This window comes from Endozoicomonas sp. ALB032, from assembly GCF_049310125.1.
Taxonomy (GTDB): Bacteria; Pseudomonadota; Gammaproteobacteria; order Pseudomonadales; family Endozoicomonadaceae; genus Endozoicomonas_A.
In genome coordinates this window covers 1,352,663-1,367,618 of record NZ_JBLYNW010000001.1, presented here as the reverse complement: position 1 = coordinate 1,367,618, position 14,956 = coordinate 1,352,663, and the positions used below count along the sequence as shown (strand labels likewise).

The following is a 14,956-nucleotide window of genomic DNA, read 5'->3' as shown; positions in this document are numbered from 1 at the left end:
TAGTAATCTAATTAAGTGGTTTTTTTCTATTATAAGAAATAGAAATATAAGCTATGAATAGGTTGTTTCATTGAGGCATTGTTTTTTTCTGCCTTTTTTACTGGTGATTGATCTTTTGAAAAAAATTCCAGTAACCAATGCAAATTATTCTCCAGCGTCTTATAGATTCTTATCTGAGATAAGTTATATCTGCTGTCTGTGGCTAAGAAAAATTAAATAAGCGGCCCAGTTTTCTCTCTGTAACGTCAGAATAGATCCGAAGTCGCTTAATGTGTGCTTTTTAAGATAGTATCTAATAAGTTATTCATTCATCCAGGTTCCACCGATGCAGTCAACATTTCGCAAACCCAGATAATCTTGAGCTGTTTTCTGTGTAATACCACCTGTAGGCATGAACTTCACGTCTTTATAGGGACCTGACAGTGCTTTCAAGTAGTTTACTCCCCCCAGAACTTTGGCCGGAAAAAGCTTAAGCAGCTTGTAACCATTTTCTCGTGCAGTTTCAATCTCAGAAGGTGTTGCAACACCAGGAATAAAAGGCAGATTGAGACTTTTCGCCTTTTTTGCAACGGTGATATTAAATCCCGGTGCAACACCAAAATCGGCACCAGCGTAAGCAGCCTGTTCTGCCTGCTGCTCCGAAAGGATTGTACCTGCTCCTACTTTAACTGTTGGAAAGTCTTCTTTTATCTTTCGTATCGCATCAAATGCGCAATCAGTTCTTAAAGTCACTTCAAAAACAGAATAGCCATTCTCAATAAGTTTATTAATTCTAATCTTCAAGCCTTTTAGCTCATTAATAATAAGTACAGCAACAATCTGACCATTCAAATAATCCATCAACTTTACTCCTGCAGCATGGCCGTTAATTTATTAAGAACTTCGAATTTGTTATCCTGATATAGATCGGGAGCAACATAGCCCCAGCGAGCATGAACGACTTCCAGATTGCTGACCCAATTACACTTCTCCAAATGTTTGTATGAATCATCAACAAAAATTGCCTTGTTGACACTATTTTCTTTGATAAGTCCATCAATCAAACGGGATTTACAACCGTGTTTCTCATAATCGGAAGCATCATATATTTTGACTTCCCGGCTAACACCATTTGTTTGCAATAGAGCTTGAACTGTTTCTCTGTCTTTTGTTGTGACAATGCAGGAATTTTCATAATTCTCAAGCAGGTCCAAGAAACCTCTCGAGCCTTCATAGAGCTTATTAAGAGCCAGCCAGTTATCCCAGTTGTTTTTTCTGAGATTTTTTCTGACTGCAAAGAAGCTTGCCATAAACTCTTTGGCTTCAGTGCCTGGCTGGTCTGGCAAGAATTGAGAAAATTGTTCAACCAGTTTCTGATCAATGGCATTTAGTAAATAGTAATAGTTCCATGCAGGGCCTATTTGATAGCGTTGAGATAAAAAGGCTTTTGCATGATCGCTATTAATATCAATATCATTTAAATTTTCTGCTTTTCCCGAGGTGATCATTGCAACAGCGTAAGCTTCAATAGCTGAGTCAAAAATCACTCCGTCAAAGTCAAGGAAGACCATTTTATCGGCAAGAACTTTTTTCTCATTAGACTTATAAATGCCAATCAGATCACGAGCTATTTCATAGTCTTCATATTCATCAATATCGATGCCCGCAATTTTAGAAACGCAGGACTTATAAGGTCTGACTCCTAATATATATTCGTTCTTGAGCATATTTTCTTTGCTTGACATATATAGGCCATTTGTAACCCTGTAAATATTTGGCAAATTCTGACTGATGGTATGTTCTTTAGTTGCCTTATAGTTTAACGCTCCATCATCATCCCAGAAGTACTCCTTCAGTAAGTTTACCGAAACCAAACTGTCAAACTTAGTATTTACAGGGAGCACATGCTCTTTGTATTCTCGAAAGCCCTGCAAATACTCCTGAGGACTCATTAAGGGTACAACACAGGTTACCCAAGCGATATGCTCATGGGGAATATCTTTTACTACTCCTACAATAACGTCACTAAAGGATGCCTTGTGACCGTCAGCCAGATGAAATTCACGATGATGAATTTTTACTCCTTCATCAAGAGCAATTGTTTTCAACTCATCAGATTCGGTGCTGATATATATATTCTCAGGTGAAATGACTTTCTTAAGTTGTCGTATTTTCCAGGCTAATAGTGGGATGTTATCTGGACCTACGGGAAGAAGTGCTTTTTGCGATACGCGGGAGCTACCTAAGCGGACAGGTATTACTACTCCGAGATCATAATCTTTATACATACTTTTAACCTTTTTACTCTCAGACATTAATACGGATTAGATAACGAGACTCTATTAATTTTTTATTTTTCAGCCCTTTAAGGTTATTAACTAAACTCGGTTCTTCGAACATTAATACAGAACAGCCTTTACTTTCAGAGAATGAAAAAGCTTTAAACACAGGTATTCTTTCAGTAACCACCCTTGCGATTCATAATCTGCAATATCTCATTGTTCCACGTTAAATCATGAAAGTGCTCGTGTAGCAATGACTTCTTCCAGATCGCTTCTACCTATAGTGACTTTCTTTTGTTTTCTCATCAGGCCTGCTTTATGAGGTTTTGTATTGTTGAAAAAATTGACTGTAATATGTCTAAAGCCGACCAAAATTTTTGCTCCAACATTCTCCGAATTCGACAGCCACCTTCTCTGATCACGACATTAAGCTTTCAGTGAAGTTTATTCTCGATGTGTCAATGTACCCGGCTTGATAATAGAGAATTGTGAAATCAAGTCGTGAGCATTCATGTAGAGGTCTTATCCTGGCGTTGCAGGTATATGAGCATAGATGTATGAATAAGAAAGCAAATACAAGCTATAGATCACTGGTTTCAGGGTTTTCATAAATTCTCCCTGATTTTTTCCGGAATTTAGACGTAGCTACCGCACGAGGGTGCTACGCCAGCATTATATATGCTTGATCTTTGGCTTCAATAGGTATTGATGTGCTTTTTATTGGTCAGGACCGTATAAATAATGCCACAATTGCCGGTCTCATATTTGATCTTCGGTGCTTTTACTTGTATGTATGCGTAGTGGTTTCGTTTGAGATGGTCTTTTTCAGGCAGGCTACGAGCGTTGACGATTGTCGTGTGATTCAGAATAACACGGTCTAGGGAAGTTCTCAGTTTTGATTTGGCTGAGGTCATTGCACGTCAGAGAAACTTATTTTGCATACTCCAAAGTGGCAGTAAGAATGATCAACCCATTTCCCAAGGGCTGAAGGCATGTACTTCTATACGTTTTTGCTGCCGCCCCAAAGATTTTGTTTTTTTACAAGCCTGATTACTTCAAAGGCGAGTGCTTTCTGAGCGTTTTTATCAAATCGCTTATAAGCAAGGTTATAGTGCCTGAAAAAAAGGGCTCTATCCTTAGCAGTAAAATGTTTGAAGGATATTCTCTTAATCAACTGCACCAGGTTCTTTTTCACCAGTGAAAGAGGCACCAGAGAGTGATAGCTGTTGCGCTCGATGTCGATCATGACAAAACGTGAAGGCATGCCAGGTTCCATCAAAATATTGCCTGCGCGCAGGTCTCCATGGACAATACCGGCTTTGTGCATCTGACCAATATAGCGGCCAAAAGCTTTGATCCACTCTTGACGCATGGGTTCATCATTTTCAGGTTTTTTCGTCAGGTATTCAGAGACAGAGCCGCTCGGGCCCGCTGCAGTAATTAAATAGTGATTCTTATTTTTGAGCACCCCAAATGCTAATATTTCCGGAATTTCAAAGCCCGCATCCTCCGCAATCCTGGCCTGTTTCACCCATATTTCACAGCGAGTGCCCCTGAATTTAGACTTCAGAATCTCCATATTGCTTTTGGGAATAAACTCTTTGAAGTAACAAGCAGGACTGCCGTTATAGCGTGCCATTTTGGCCTGTTTGGAACAGCTGACCCACTCCCAATTCTTAGGTAGGATATTGTTTTCAAGTTGGGAAACATCGTGTTCAAAGTTAGGCTGCATAGAATGGCTTTTTTTGCTTATAGGCTCAGACAATCTGCTGGTGCGAGAGTTTAACAGATCACTGGTCTGAGGAGTGATTTATCCCGAAGCTTTTACTGGTCTGGATCAGAGTCTACGCACATCCCGGTTGCAAAACCAGTTCTGATCGTCATGCAATCGCTGTCTCACTGTTTCTGGCTTAAAAAAATACCCGGGAATGACATTTTTCGGTTGGCGCAGGCAGTTCTGAGGAAAAAATGGTGCGAAAGTCATTAAGTGGCGAGAGTAATTGTCGATGGCGGATATAAGCAGCAGACAAACCAGAGGAAACTGTATGCCTGCAGTCCAGCCATCTAAAGCACAGACCCATTATCTACCCAGTGATAATGACTATGTTTATTCTCACAACCGTTTTGGTCGTGGCTGCCATTATATTGGCCGGTTTCTGTCCCGACCGGTTTCGCTGGTCGCCGATTCGGCAACAATGCTGTTTGCCCATGAACGGCCAGGCAAAAGCAATACGACTTCCGAGAGTGAAAAACAGAAGCAAAATGTACCACTGTGGGCCAGAAAGGTAGCCCGGGCAACTGCAGTTACGCTATTTCTGGTGCCCTCGCTGGCATTGGGAATGATGGGATTCTCCCTGCGCATGATCGGCAATCTGTTCAGGAACGAAATTTCCCTGATTCAGTCTGCAGCTCTACCCGCCGTTTATAAGCCTGAGCGGGGCCTGCATTTGATGACCTATAACATTGGCCTCATGCCCTCGTTTATCCGTAATCTGAACGACCTGCGCTCATCACAGCAGCGCAGTCATGAGATTGCCGAAGCATTAACCCGCAATCCTGACGTTACTCCTGATGTTGTCTGCTTCCAGGAGGCATTTGACCAGCAGGCGACGAAGCAGCTCTGTAAGGATCTCAGTGGCCACTACCATCATATTGTTCACAGTGTTGCCCCCCGGGAAACCGGATTGAGCAGTGGTCTGGCCATTGCCAGCAAATATCCCGTAAAGGAGGCAACATTCCGGCCATTCTCTGATCTGGCTGCGGAAGACCAGCTGGCCAATAAAGGATTGCTGCGGATCGTGCTGGATCTCGGTAACAATAAAACGGCCGTGGTTTATAATACGCACCTTCAGGCCAAAGACGGAAAAACCTATGAGACGATTCGCTATGAGGAGTTGCTTCAGGTAAGAGAATGGGTTGAGGAGGATAGCAATAACGACAGGCGTAATAACGTACATCATCATGGCACCTTCCTGATGGGAGACCTGAACAGTGCCCGGTCAGACGAGCAGGGGGTGATGAGTAAAAAGTCGGAGTATGAAAACGCCATGCAGGCACTGGGGGAAAAGTTCTCCAACAGTTACTACTACACCCATGATAAAGGAAATGATACTCGACTGCTTGACCGCAGCGAGTCATTTTTTGTCAATAGCGACCAGGATACCATCAAGTCGGAAGATCGTCGGGAGCCGAATGGCACATGGTATCTTGGAGCCGGAAACAGAATGGATCAACCCTGGGGCAGCAGGCGCTGGAAAGAACGTCCCAAGGTGGCAGAGCAGTGTATTTATGACTACCAGATGGTGTATGGGGACTCTGAAGAAAAATGGGCATCCCACGCAGAAATACGACAATTGGGACTTGATATTTATAATGACCTGGAAAGCGGGCTATCTGATCATTTGCCAGTCTCGGTTATCTACCGGGAAGCGGCAGGATTTTCTGCTGCCATTGCCAGTTTGAAGCCGGAGGATTTTAACGCCCCGGAGGTCAGGGAACTGGTTAATAAACTGAAGCATGCCTATGGTCATCAACCTAGTGATCAGATAAGTGAGAATATACGTGATCCAGAGTTCGCAGGCGTCAATCCCTTGCGTAAAATTGCTAAACTCAGGGATCAGTACAAAAGGGAATCTTTGATTGTGAACGAGCTTAACCAGCTCGAAAAAATAGTCAGGCAAAGTATGAATCCTGTTTCCGGAACGTCTGGGTCGGACACTGGGTAAACCTCAATTTCTGAAATGCGGTTTTTTACAAGTCGTGCTTTCCAAAATCCATGTTTGTTACAATAGTTGGTCTGCAAAGGTATAACGGATTCATGCATGAGCCAGCTGTTACATCAATTACTGTTTGATCAGGCCGAAAAAACACCTCTGTCTCGGGCTCTGGGGGTGAAATCTCAGTGGTATGGTTATGCTTCGGTTGCCCTGCATGTAAAAAGTGTGGCTTCAGGCTTGCAGAGTCTGGGCTTATCGAGGCACGAAAGAGTCGCTGTTTATCTGCCAAAAACCGCTGAAGCAGTATTCAGCTATTTTGGAACATCGGCGGCCGGTGGCGTCATGGTGCCTGTTAATCCGGTGTTAAAAGCACCTCAGGTGTTGCATATTCTGACGGATTGCAAAGCCAGTGTTCTGATTACTAATAAGGCTCGCTTCAAGCAGATTGAGGCCAGCCTGACCGATTGCCACGATTTGAGTCATATTGTTTTGGTGGATGGGCACTCTGAAGTGGAAAGTTGTGTTCAGGTTATTGCCTGGTCAGATTTCCTTAAGGAAGAGAACACCTGGTTTCAACCGCCCTCTATTGATATGGATGTGGCCGCGATTCTCTATACCTCCGGAAGTACCGGTAAGCCGAAGGGGGTCGTGCTTTCTCATCGCAATATGGTGACCGGGGCTTATAGTGTCTCTGAATATCTCGAAAATACCCATCATGACCGGCTCCTGTGTGTACTACCGTTTAGTTTTGACTATGGTTTCAGTCAATTAACCACCGCCTTTGCCTCCGGCGCCAGCTGCTATCTGCTGGAGTATCTGCTGCCCGGAGATATCATCAAACAAGTGGCTCAGCAGAACATTACCGGCCTGGCTCTGGTGCCGCCCCTTTGGGTACAACTTTCTGAAATGAGCTGGCCTGAAGAAGCAACAGTGAGTCTGAGGTATTTCACGAATTCTGGTGGAGCCATGCCATCGTCAACCCTGGATGCACTTAGAAATAAATTGCCACAGGCTTCACCATATTTAATGTATGGCCTGACAGAAGCCTTTCGATCGAGTTATCTGCCACCCGAAGACGTGGACCGTCGTCCAGGCTCCATGGGCAGAGCCATTCCCAATGCTGAATTACTGGTTATCAATGAGCGTGGACTACCCTGTAAACCCCATGAGCCGGGAGAACTGGTGCATCGGGGAAGTCTGGTGGCACTGGGCTATTGGAATGATCCTGAACGGACCAAAGAGCGTTTCAAACCCGTACCTTTGTCGATTCAGGAAATTCCAACCCCTGAGCTGGCTGTCTGGTCGGGTGATACTGTTACTCAGGATGAAGACGGTTATTTGTATTTCGTCGGCCGCAAAGATGACATGATCAAGACGTCTGGCTATCGGGTAAGTCCCAGTGAGCTTGAAGAGCTAATGTACGCATCTGAAATGGTATTGGAAGCGGCTGCCATTGGTGTTTCCCATGACCAGCTGGGTCAGGCTATCGTACTTATCGTGGTATCTGCGACAGATGAGCCTGTTGAAGAGAAAGCAGTTATCAAGTATTTCCAAAAACACATGCCAACCTATATGGTGCCTTTGCGGGTAATTACTCAAAGTGCTTTAGCCAGAAATCCTAACGGCAAAATAGATCGAAAAGCCTTGGCTGCAGAGTATGAAAATCTGTTTGTATCCGGAGAAAGTAAATGAGCAAGCAGCATGATCGTCTGCAGAGAATTTCAGTCAGGGATAATCATCTTCAGGTCGCTGGCCTTCCTGCTGAGCAGCTGGTGGCCATGGCCGGCGGAACACCTTGTTACATATACGACAGAAAGTCTCTCACTGAGCGAGTAAAGTCCCTACGTTCGGTGATGCCTTCTGACCTGAAGTTGCACTATGCGATCAAAGCAAATCCAATGCCCGCTGTTGTTTATCATCTGGCAGGTCTTGTGGATGGCCTGGATGTGGCTTCCCAGAGGGAAATGATGGTCGCTATAAGTTCGGGTATCGATCCTGAATCCATTAGCTTTGCCGGGCCAGCGAAGAGAGTCGAAGAACTCAGGGCAGCTGTGGCCGCCAATATCGTGATTAATGTCGAATCCAGTTTGGAACTGGAGAGGCTTTATCAGCTTTCCTCTGAGTTGCAGATAAAGCCCAAGATCGCTTTTCGCGTCAATCCTGATTTTGAACTCAAGTCTTCTGGCATGAAAATGGCCGGAGGCCCGAAGCAGTTTGGTATAGATGCAGAATTAATGCCTGACGTGTTATCCGGGTTGGATACCGAAAAAGTAGACTTTTATGGTTTTCATATTTATTCCGGGTCACAGAATCTGAATCCGGATGCGTTGATAGATGCTCATGGGAAAACATTTGAGTTGGCTGCACGACTTTGTGAGTTGGCTCCTGTTCCGGTTCGGCATGTCAACATAGGTGGCGGACTGGGGATTCCCTATTTTCCGGGTGAGCAGGCGCTGGATGTTGTCCCTGTTGCTGAACATCTGAAAAAGCTGATGGAGGCTCGCTCAGGCCGATTACAAAATGCCGAGATAGTGATGGAGTTAGGCCGATATCTGGTCGGTGAAGCGGGCTACTACTTCTGCCAGATTACGGATAAAAAAAAATCCAGGGGGCAAACCTACCTGATGACCGATGGTGGACTGCATCATCACCTGTCGAACTCTGGCAATTTTGGTCAGGTTATCCGTAAAAACTACCCCGTGCTGATTGCTGATCGGATCGCATCTGAAGAGAAAGAAATCGTTGAGATCGTTGGACCTTTGTGCACGCCTCTGGATATTGTTGGGGCCAAGCTGGAGTTGCCTGTAGCCGAAGTGGGTGATCTGGTTGTTGTACTTCAGTCGGGCGCCTATGGAGCCACTGCCAGTCCGCAGAAGTTCTTGAGTCATCCTGAAGTGAAAGAGATTCTGATTTGAGATGGGTCAGTCAATAGCGACAGGTTTGTGAATAAAACAGGTGAGCAAGTATGAAAACTGTTCAGGTGGAGGTATCCGACTTTCGAGAAAACTTGCAGGTTTGGCTTTCCCGGGTCATTAGCGGAGATAACCTTGCCCTGTACAAGCATGGCAAAATTATCGCCCGTATTATCCCTGAGCCAGATGGGCAGAGTGAGGCCAGGAACAGACTAGACAACATGGCTTCCCGGTGTCAGATGGATGATGTTATTTCCCCAATTGGGGAAAGCTGGGATGCTATGTCAGATTATGTATAACAAGGCGTTCAGGGGACTGGTTTTTCTGATGACCGATCAAGACTTTCTTAATGTCAGGGAATTACTCATCTGATGTCTGCAACAGATAAACCAGAAGCTAAAGTACGTGAGGCGGTGGCTGAGGATTTTGTCCGGGTTTATCCCTTGTTGAGGCAGCTAAACAGCACACGATTTACAGAAGCCATATGGAAAAGGCTGTTTACTAATCTTTGGGGACAGGAGAATTGGTCACCGGGTTACGTTCTGGATACGGGTGAAAAAATAGTGGGTTTTCTTGGCGGGTTCTATTCTGAGGAAATTGTTGGCGGGCAGAGGCAAGTGACCTGTAACCTGACAGCATGGATTGTTGATGAAGCATATCGCAGTTCCTCCTTGATGCTATTGATGCCTTTTTTGCGTAAAAAGTCCGTGGTGCTCACCAGCCTGACCTCTTCACCTGAGGCCTATACCGTTTATAAAAGGCTTGGGTTTAAGGATCTTGATACCCACGCCAGAGTCATTTATCCATGGCCATCTTTTTCGCATTCTCCAGAGTTGGTCACTGATCCAGAGAAGGTGAGAAAACTATTGAATGAGCAGGAGTGTCGATGTTTTGATGCTCATCTTCCATTGGATGTTAGGCAGTGCGTGATCAGGAAAGAGGATCGTGTTTGTTATTTATTGATTACTCGTCGTTTAAATCGAGGTCACATACACCGGCTAGGCGATGTCGAACTGTTCAGAGAAACCATCAGCCAGGTGCGATGGCCTCTCTGTAAAGCATTGAGTGTTAAGGCATTACAGGTTGATGAGCGGTGGCTGGCTGGTAAACGATTGTTGCTGTCTCGTTTGAAACGCTTTTCTCAACCGAAGCAATATAGAGGCAGCATTCCGGCAGACAGGGTGAATGCCAGTTACTCAGAATTGGTGGTGTTGGCAACAAACTGAAGTGCTGCATTTTGTTGCTATAGGGCTGTAGGAATTGTTTGAGTTGGTGGTTTTGTAAGCTTAGATCGTGCCTTGGCTTCGCCTGATCTCATTGGCCAGCCAGTATTTAATCAGTGATTGATAAGGCATATCTCTTTTGTTGGCCTCTTGTTTGATGCCGTCCAGCAAGCTTTCCGGCAGTTGTAAGGTTATGGCCTTGGTTGAAGGCTTCAGGTTCGGCAAGGTAACAGCTTCAGCCTTGCACCAGTCCACATAACCACTTGAGTCGTGGTGTTCCCAGAATGCTCGCTCTTCTTCCTCGGTTTTGAAATCAGGTCGTTTTCGTGTATCGCTCATAGCCTGTTTCGGTACAAAAAATGACTCAGGAAGCCTGATCAATATAGCCCAACAAACTACCAACCGTTTCGAAGATGGTCGCATCAATATCATCATCTGCTACGTTGATGCCAAAAGACTCTTCCATAGCAGTGATCACACCCACTACAGCCATGGAGTCAAACTCAGGAAGAGCGCCCAAAAGCTGGGTCTCTTTGTCAAAGGCCTGGGTGTCGACTTCCAGCACTTCCGCCAGTATCGTTTTGAGTTCGTCAATGTGTGCCATTTATATTTCCTGGTACTGCCGATCTGGAGCCCGGCCCTTGAACAGTCTGTAGAAATAAATCAGAGGGGCAACTCTATAGAGTTTCGGGGTTGGCATCAAGCCGGATATGTTGGCAAGTCTGCTGCATTCTGGTTGGCTTTTTGAGTTTGGCTCAGTTTATTGAGGACAGTAAATAACGTTCATAACCACTTTATCAAAAGGCCTGCCGCCAGCTCTTGAAAATCTGACTCATTAATCTAGCCATTTCTTCATGCAATCACTTCCAGAGAGGCAATTTTCAGGCTATGGTGTTTCTCTGCTGTTTGAACGAAGTACTGGTTTTGGTAGCAGAATAGGATGAGCTGGGCTCATAAGGCGATTGCTCCGTAAAGAGGCTCCGTCCAAATCATCATACAACTCATTATTTGAGGGGTACGATTTGTATTTTTCTCTAATTGCCAAACCAACTGATGGCTAGCAAATTAGCCAGGAATTGTCTAAGCGCATTTTTCTAATATCTTTGATTGGTGATTTTTAAGAAAAGATTGTAAGCTATGACGGTGATTGTATTTGGTGTTTTGAATCCTTTTTTATAAGCCCAGCATTTTATGTCATTTTTTATCTCTGGATTGTTCTTTATTAGTCGATATAAAAAATATGAGAAGTTACTCCTGCAGTTGCAAAAAATACTGACAAGATTATACAGTCTTTCTAAAGTATGTTTGTATTCTTTGAACTCATCTCTGCTGATTTTATGTTTGTTTTTTATTACTTCGTAATGAAAAAAAATTTCTTTTTCTTTAAATGAATAGCCGAAATTTTCTGAGTTTCTTTTTATGGAGCTAGTCAGGGCGGATTTGTTTTTTTCTACTAGCTTTTTAGAAAATTGGTTTGAATGTATTCTGTATTTCACTAATGGTTTTTTAATGATTCCTAACTGACATCTACTTTCTGTTATAGTTCTCATTAGGAAATCGTAGTCTTCAGCAAAGTCTATAGAACTATCGAATTGTAAATTTTTTATTGACTCCGCGCTCATCATTACTGTAGAGCAAGGTATAGTTTTTCCGAAAAAAAAGTAATTGAACTTTAGGCTGTTATCTTTCTCTGGATAAGACTTTATTTTGTTTTTCTTAGTATTGAACTCTTTTATCCATGAACCACAAACATCAATATTATTTGATTTCATGTAGTTGATTTGATCTTCTAGTCTGAACGGATAGCATATATCATCAGAATCTATAAGAGCAATATAAGATCCCGAAGCAACTGATAAGCCTCTGTTTCTAGCTTGCGATACTCCAAAATTCTCTTGCTCTAAATACTTTATTCTCTTTTCCCGGTCTTGTATTTTTAAAATAATATCTTTTGTTTTATCAGTGGAGCCATCATTGATAACTATTATCTCAATGTTATTATAGGTTTGGTTTATTATTGAAATTAAGCAATCTTCAATGTAAAGCTCAGAATTGAAAGCGGGTATAATTACACTAATAAGATTTTCTTGTGTGTTCATTGATAAACTTTATCCGCATTGGGGAAAAATCCTTTATTAGATAGAGAATGTGTTAACCCCAGATTCTTTGTTACTTATTTTTAATCAATTTATATAAATTCTTACTGATTTCTTGAAAAAGTTAAGGGCGAGGCACTAATTTTCATTTTAATAGCTATTCCTATTCCTAGAGGTAGCCAGAAATTAATCCAGTATATATGTGGTTTTGTGAAAATTTTGCTTACATCGGTTATGTAAGAAAAAAGTCCTATGCACAGCAAAGCAATTGCAATTTTAGTATTGATGTTTTCTCTACTGGTATATAGGTTTTTAATCAGTAAACATAATAAAAATGCAAACAAAAATAAGCCAATAAAACCTAGCTCATAGAATACTTGAAGATATATATTATGAGCGTGAAAGGCTATAGTTCTATTTTGATTGTATGGTATTTGAAATTTTGCTCCGGCACCGTGACCAAACCAAAACCTTTCAAGAGACCTTTTGTAGGTTGTAAGCCAAATGCTTCCCCTTTCACTAAATGTTTTATTGAGAAAATCCTCTGATTCTTCTAATGACTCCATGAATTTAAACTTTGAACCAGTTGCAATTATTCCAGATGAGACAAGTTCTATTTCGTTAGTGGTATAAGTTGACTGTCTATTGTTTAATGTGTCTGAAATGCCTGTCGATATTTGGTCAGAAAAGTAAATCAAAGAACTTGAAATTGTTATAGCTAGTAGCGCAATGGTTGATTTTTTATTCTTTATAAGAATCCATGAAAGAAAATAAGATAAGAATAATGAGATTATGGGGCCTCTGGACCAGGTAAACATGACATAGGTATTAAGTACTAATAAAGAAATTAACTTTAAGAAAGATCTGGCTTTTGATGATTTTCTATCCGAAAAAAGCACAAATAAAATAGCTGAAAATGATCCGTAATAGATGGCGGCAGGGATTGGGTTGTCAAGATTTCCAAAGCCCCAGTCACCCATGTTACTGATTCTATATTCTCGAACTCCGATGGGTGCATCCAGAATAAAGAAGTGATTCAATAATGAAATAGCTGCACCAATAGAGATTATTAGTGCTGATGTTTCGAGTATTCGGCTGAAGTCCCAATAATCCGAACGAATTAGCATATATATGCTGAATATAAATAATACAATGTATATACCATCTTTGATAAACCTACCTGCATCTTCATCTGTGTCGGACCATAAAAAGGATAGAGTGTACAGAACGATAAAACATAGGGTCAATATTGCTAAGGTATTGACCCTATGTTCTTTGAATACTTCCTTGCCTGAAGTGAAGAGCAGTATAAATGCAGGAAGAATAAGCCAAGTATAAGTTTGAGAGATATGTGAACTGTTGTTTGGAAGTATGATCTGCCCTGTTAGGAAAACAATCATACCAAATGGAATAATCCATTTTAAAATAATGTGGTTGGTTTTATCTTGTAGCGATATATTCATAAATAAAAAAATATAAAATTTTAACACTATATGCTGGCTCTTTAGACCACCACTGGCTAAGTATTTTCCAGGCTGAAGATTTGACTAGCAATACAGCGAATATAAGCATATCCTTCGCTTTTTCTTTATTTGGTAGAGCAATGACTGAACGCAAGAAGCAGATTTTACAGCTTCAGAACAGCTTTAATGTCATGTCTTCTGACTTGGCAGAGCAAATCATCAAGGCGCTGCCATCTGACCAGTACGAAATTACAACAGCCTTTCTGAAAGGAAAGCCAGAAGCGGGTCAACCTGTTAGCGCTGCCGGAAAATCGGTCTATTTTGATTTTAGTAGTAAGCAGCTCAAAGGGATTCGACGCTGGTTTGCTGTACGAAGACTGTTACGCTTTTGTCGAGAACATCATTTTGACGGCATCATATGCCATCGCTTCAAACCGACTCACATCATGCTCAACCTTGCCAGGAAGCTGAATACAAAAGCTTTTATCAGTATCGCCCATGGTTTTGGTGATTATGACCGCTCTTATCGGCAAAAACTGGTAAACAGATTGGCTGATGAACGCTGGTGCTTTGTAGGGGTATCAAAGCCGGTTCAGAGCTATCTTATGAACACTATAAACCGCTTGAATGAGAGCAATACGGCAGTGATCAGTAATGCTATTGATATTGAACAGGCCGTTTCGATACAGCTAAGCCGTGAGCAGGCGAGGCTGGAACTGGGGCTGCCTGAGGATCGTTTTATTTTTGGCACTATAGGTCGATTGGTCGAGATTAAAGGTCATGCTGTAATGATTGATGCTCTGGCTAACATTTACCGGAAATATCCGGCTGCTGCAGTGGCCATCATTGGTTGGGGTGAGGAAGAACAAAACCTCAGGCAGCAGATCAATAACCTTGGTTTGCAAAACAGTGTTTTCCTGCTTGGAAAGAGAGAAGAAGCCATCAAATATGTTAAGGCATTTGATGTCTTCACTCTGCCTTCCTTCACAGAAGGTCTGCCCCTCGCGTTATTGGAGGGCATGTCGGGTGCTTTACCCATCATAGGTTCAGATATAGATACCATAAAACCTTACATAGAAGGTTTAGGGCAGGTTACTAAAGCGGGTGATCCAGAGAGTTTGGCTAAGGCCATGGAATATTATCTTTCACTGCCACCTGCTGCTATGGCAGAAGAAGGTCGTCATCTCTACGAGGCACTTTGTACAAGACACAATATTAATGATTTTCGTGAGTCCTATCACGATCTGTTGGATAAGATGCTAACCCGAAAAAGTTGAGCCATACG

Annotated in this window: 13 protein-coding genes; 6 read left to right on the top strand and 7 right to left on the bottom strand. The window is 42.6% G+C overall.

Features of this window, described 5'->3' with window-relative positions; all coding sequences use genetic code 11:
- Positions 1 to 300: 300 nt before the first annotated feature.
- The 3 genes from eda to ACO6VG_RS04435 all read right to left on the bottom strand — a co-directional run bounded on the left by eda (position 301) and on the right by ACO6VG_RS04435 (position 3,993).
- Positions 301 to 840 (bottom strand): bifunctional 4-hydroxy-2-oxoglutarate aldolase/2-dehydro-3-deoxy-phosphogluconate aldolase, encoded by a 540-nt coding sequence (gene eda / locus ACO6VG_RS04445; RefSeq protein ID WP_422135780.1) that lies wholly within the window; start codon positions 838 to 840, stop codon positions 301 to 303.
- Between the two features lie 5 nt (positions 841 to 845).
- Positions 846 to 2,267 (bottom strand): cytidylyltransferase domain-containing protein, encoded by a 1,422-nt coding sequence (locus ACO6VG_RS04440; RefSeq protein ID WP_422135779.1) that lies wholly within the window; start codon positions 2,265 to 2,267, stop codon positions 846 to 848.
- Between the two features lie 994 nt (positions 2,268 to 3,261).
- Positions 3,262 to 3,993 (bottom strand): lipopolysaccharide kinase InaA family protein, encoded by a 732-nt coding sequence (locus ACO6VG_RS04435; RefSeq protein WP_422135778.1) that lies wholly within the window; start codon positions 3,991 to 3,993, stop codon positions 3,262 to 3,264.
- A gap of 313 nt (positions 3,994 to 4,306) precedes the next feature.
- Here ACO6VG_RS04435 and ACO6VG_RS04430 point away from each other — a divergent pair, with 313 nt between their 5' ends.
- The 5 genes from ACO6VG_RS04430 (at position 4,307) to ACO6VG_RS04410 (ending at position 10,115) form a co-directional block, all read left to right on the top strand.
- Complete coding sequence (locus ACO6VG_RS04430) at positions 4,307 to 5,986, top strand: endonuclease/exonuclease/phosphatase family protein (protein WP_422472889.1); 1,680 nt, start codon at positions 4,307 to 4,309, stop codon at positions 5,984 to 5,986.
- A 96-nt stretch (positions 5,987 to 6,082) separates the two neighbouring features.
- On the top strand, positions 6,083 to 7,669 hold the full coding sequence (locus ACO6VG_RS04425; RefSeq protein WP_422472887.1) for an acyl-CoA ligase (AMP-forming), exosortase A system-associated: 1,587 nt from the start codon (positions 6,083 to 6,085) through the stop codon (positions 7,667 to 7,669).
- The gene (locus ACO6VG_RS04420) at positions 7,666 to 8,892 is read left to right on the top strand and encodes a pyridoxal-dependent decarboxylase, exosortase A system-associated (protein ID WP_422472885.1); all 1,227 of its coding nucleotides are present in this window, start codon (positions 7,666 to 7,668) and stop codon (positions 8,890 to 8,892) included. The genes ACO6VG_RS04425 and ACO6VG_RS04420 overlap by 4 nt, the downstream gene beginning before the upstream one ends.
- Positions 8,893 to 8,942: 50 nt before the next feature.
- The gene (locus tag ACO6VG_RS04415) at positions 8,943 to 9,188 is read left to right on the top strand and encodes a type II toxin-antitoxin system Phd/YefM family antitoxin (RefSeq protein WP_422135774.1); all 246 of its coding nucleotides are present in this window, start codon (positions 8,943 to 8,945) and stop codon (positions 9,186 to 9,188) included.
- 72 nt (positions 9,189 to 9,260) lie between these two features.
- A complete protein-coding gene (locus ACO6VG_RS04410) occupies positions 9,261 to 10,115 on the top strand; it encodes a hypothetical protein (protein WP_422135773.1) in 855 nt (284 codons plus the stop codon).
- Between the two features lie 60 nt (positions 10,116 to 10,175).
- Here the strand turns inward: ACO6VG_RS04410 and ACO6VG_RS04405 are convergent, their stop codons facing one another.
- From ACO6VG_RS04405 to ACO6VG_RS04390, 4 genes are all read right to left on the bottom strand, one after another.
- Entirely contained in the window at positions 10,176 to 10,451 is a 276-nt protein-coding gene (locus tag ACO6VG_RS04405) for a BrnA antitoxin family protein (protein ID WP_422135772.1), read from the bottom strand.
- A 25-nt stretch (positions 10,452 to 10,476) separates the two neighbouring features.
- Positions 10,477 to 10,716 (bottom strand): acyl carrier protein, encoded by a 240-nt coding sequence (locus ACO6VG_RS04400; RefSeq protein WP_422135771.1) that lies wholly within the window; start codon positions 10,714 to 10,716, stop codon positions 10,477 to 10,479.
- 490 nt (positions 10,717 to 11,206) lie between these two features.
- Entirely contained in the window at positions 11,207 to 12,211 is a 1,005-nt protein-coding gene (locus tag ACO6VG_RS04395) for a glycosyltransferase family 2 protein (RefSeq protein WP_422135770.1), read from the bottom strand.
- 101 nt (positions 12,212 to 12,312) lie between these two features.
- Positions 12,313 to 13,698 (bottom strand): O-antigen ligase family protein, encoded by a 1,386-nt coding sequence (locus ACO6VG_RS04390; protein ID WP_422139206.1) that lies wholly within the window; start codon positions 13,696 to 13,698, stop codon positions 12,313 to 12,315.
- 113 nt (positions 13,699 to 13,811) lie between these two features.
- On the opposite strand from ACO6VG_RS04390, the gene ACO6VG_RS04385 reads away from it, so the two are divergent.
- A complete protein-coding gene (locus tag ACO6VG_RS04385; protein ID WP_422135768.1) occupies positions 13,812 to 14,948 on the top strand; it encodes a glycosyltransferase in 1,137 nt (378 codons plus the stop codon).
- Positions 14,949 to 14,956 lie beyond the last annotated feature (8 nt).

Excerpts from the sequence above, each read along its gene's own strand:
- eda (WP_422135780.1), bottom strand. The coding sequence starts at position 840 with ATGGATTATTTGAATGGTCAGATTGTTGCTGTACTTATTATTAATGAG.
- ACO6VG_RS04440 (WP_422135779.1), bottom strand. The coding sequence starts at position 2,267 with ATGTATAAAGATTATGATCTCGGAGTAGTAATACCTGTCCGCTTAGGT.
- ACO6VG_RS04435 (WP_422135778.1), bottom strand. The coding sequence starts at position 3,993 with ATGCAGCCTAACTTTGAACACGATGTTTCCCAACTTGAAAACAATATC.
- ACO6VG_RS04430 (WP_422472889.1), top strand. The coding sequence starts at position 4,307 with ATGCCTGCAGTCCAGCCATCTAAAGCACAGACCCATTATCTACCCAGT.
- ACO6VG_RS04425 (WP_422472887.1), top strand. The coding sequence starts at position 6,083 with ATGAGCCAGCTGTTACATCAATTACTGTTTGATCAGGCCGAAAAAACA.
- ACO6VG_RS04420 (WP_422472885.1), top strand. The coding sequence starts at position 7,666 with ATGAGCAAGCAGCATGATCGTCTGCAGAGAATTTCAGTCAGGGATAAT.
- ACO6VG_RS04415 (WP_422135774.1), top strand. The coding sequence starts at position 8,943 with ATGAAAACTGTTCAGGTGGAGGTATCCGACTTTCGAGAAAACTTGCAG.
- ACO6VG_RS04410 (WP_422135773.1), top strand. The coding sequence starts at position 9,261 with ATGTCTGCAACAGATAAACCAGAAGCTAAAGTACGTGAGGCGGTGGCT.
- ACO6VG_RS04405 (WP_422135772.1), bottom strand. The coding sequence starts at position 10,451 with ATGAGCGATACACGAAAACGACCTGATTTCAAAACCGAGGAAGAAGAG.
- ACO6VG_RS04400 (WP_422135771.1), bottom strand. The coding sequence starts at position 10,716 with ATGGCACACATTGACGAACTCAAAACGATACTGGCGGAAGTGCTGGAA.
- ACO6VG_RS04395 (WP_422135770.1), bottom strand. The coding sequence starts at position 12,211 with ATGAACACACAAGAAAATCTTATTAGTGTAATTATACCCGCTTTCAAT.
- ACO6VG_RS04385 (WP_422135768.1), top strand. The coding sequence starts at position 13,812 with ATGACTGAACGCAAGAAGCAGATTTTACAGCTTCAGAACAGCTTTAAT.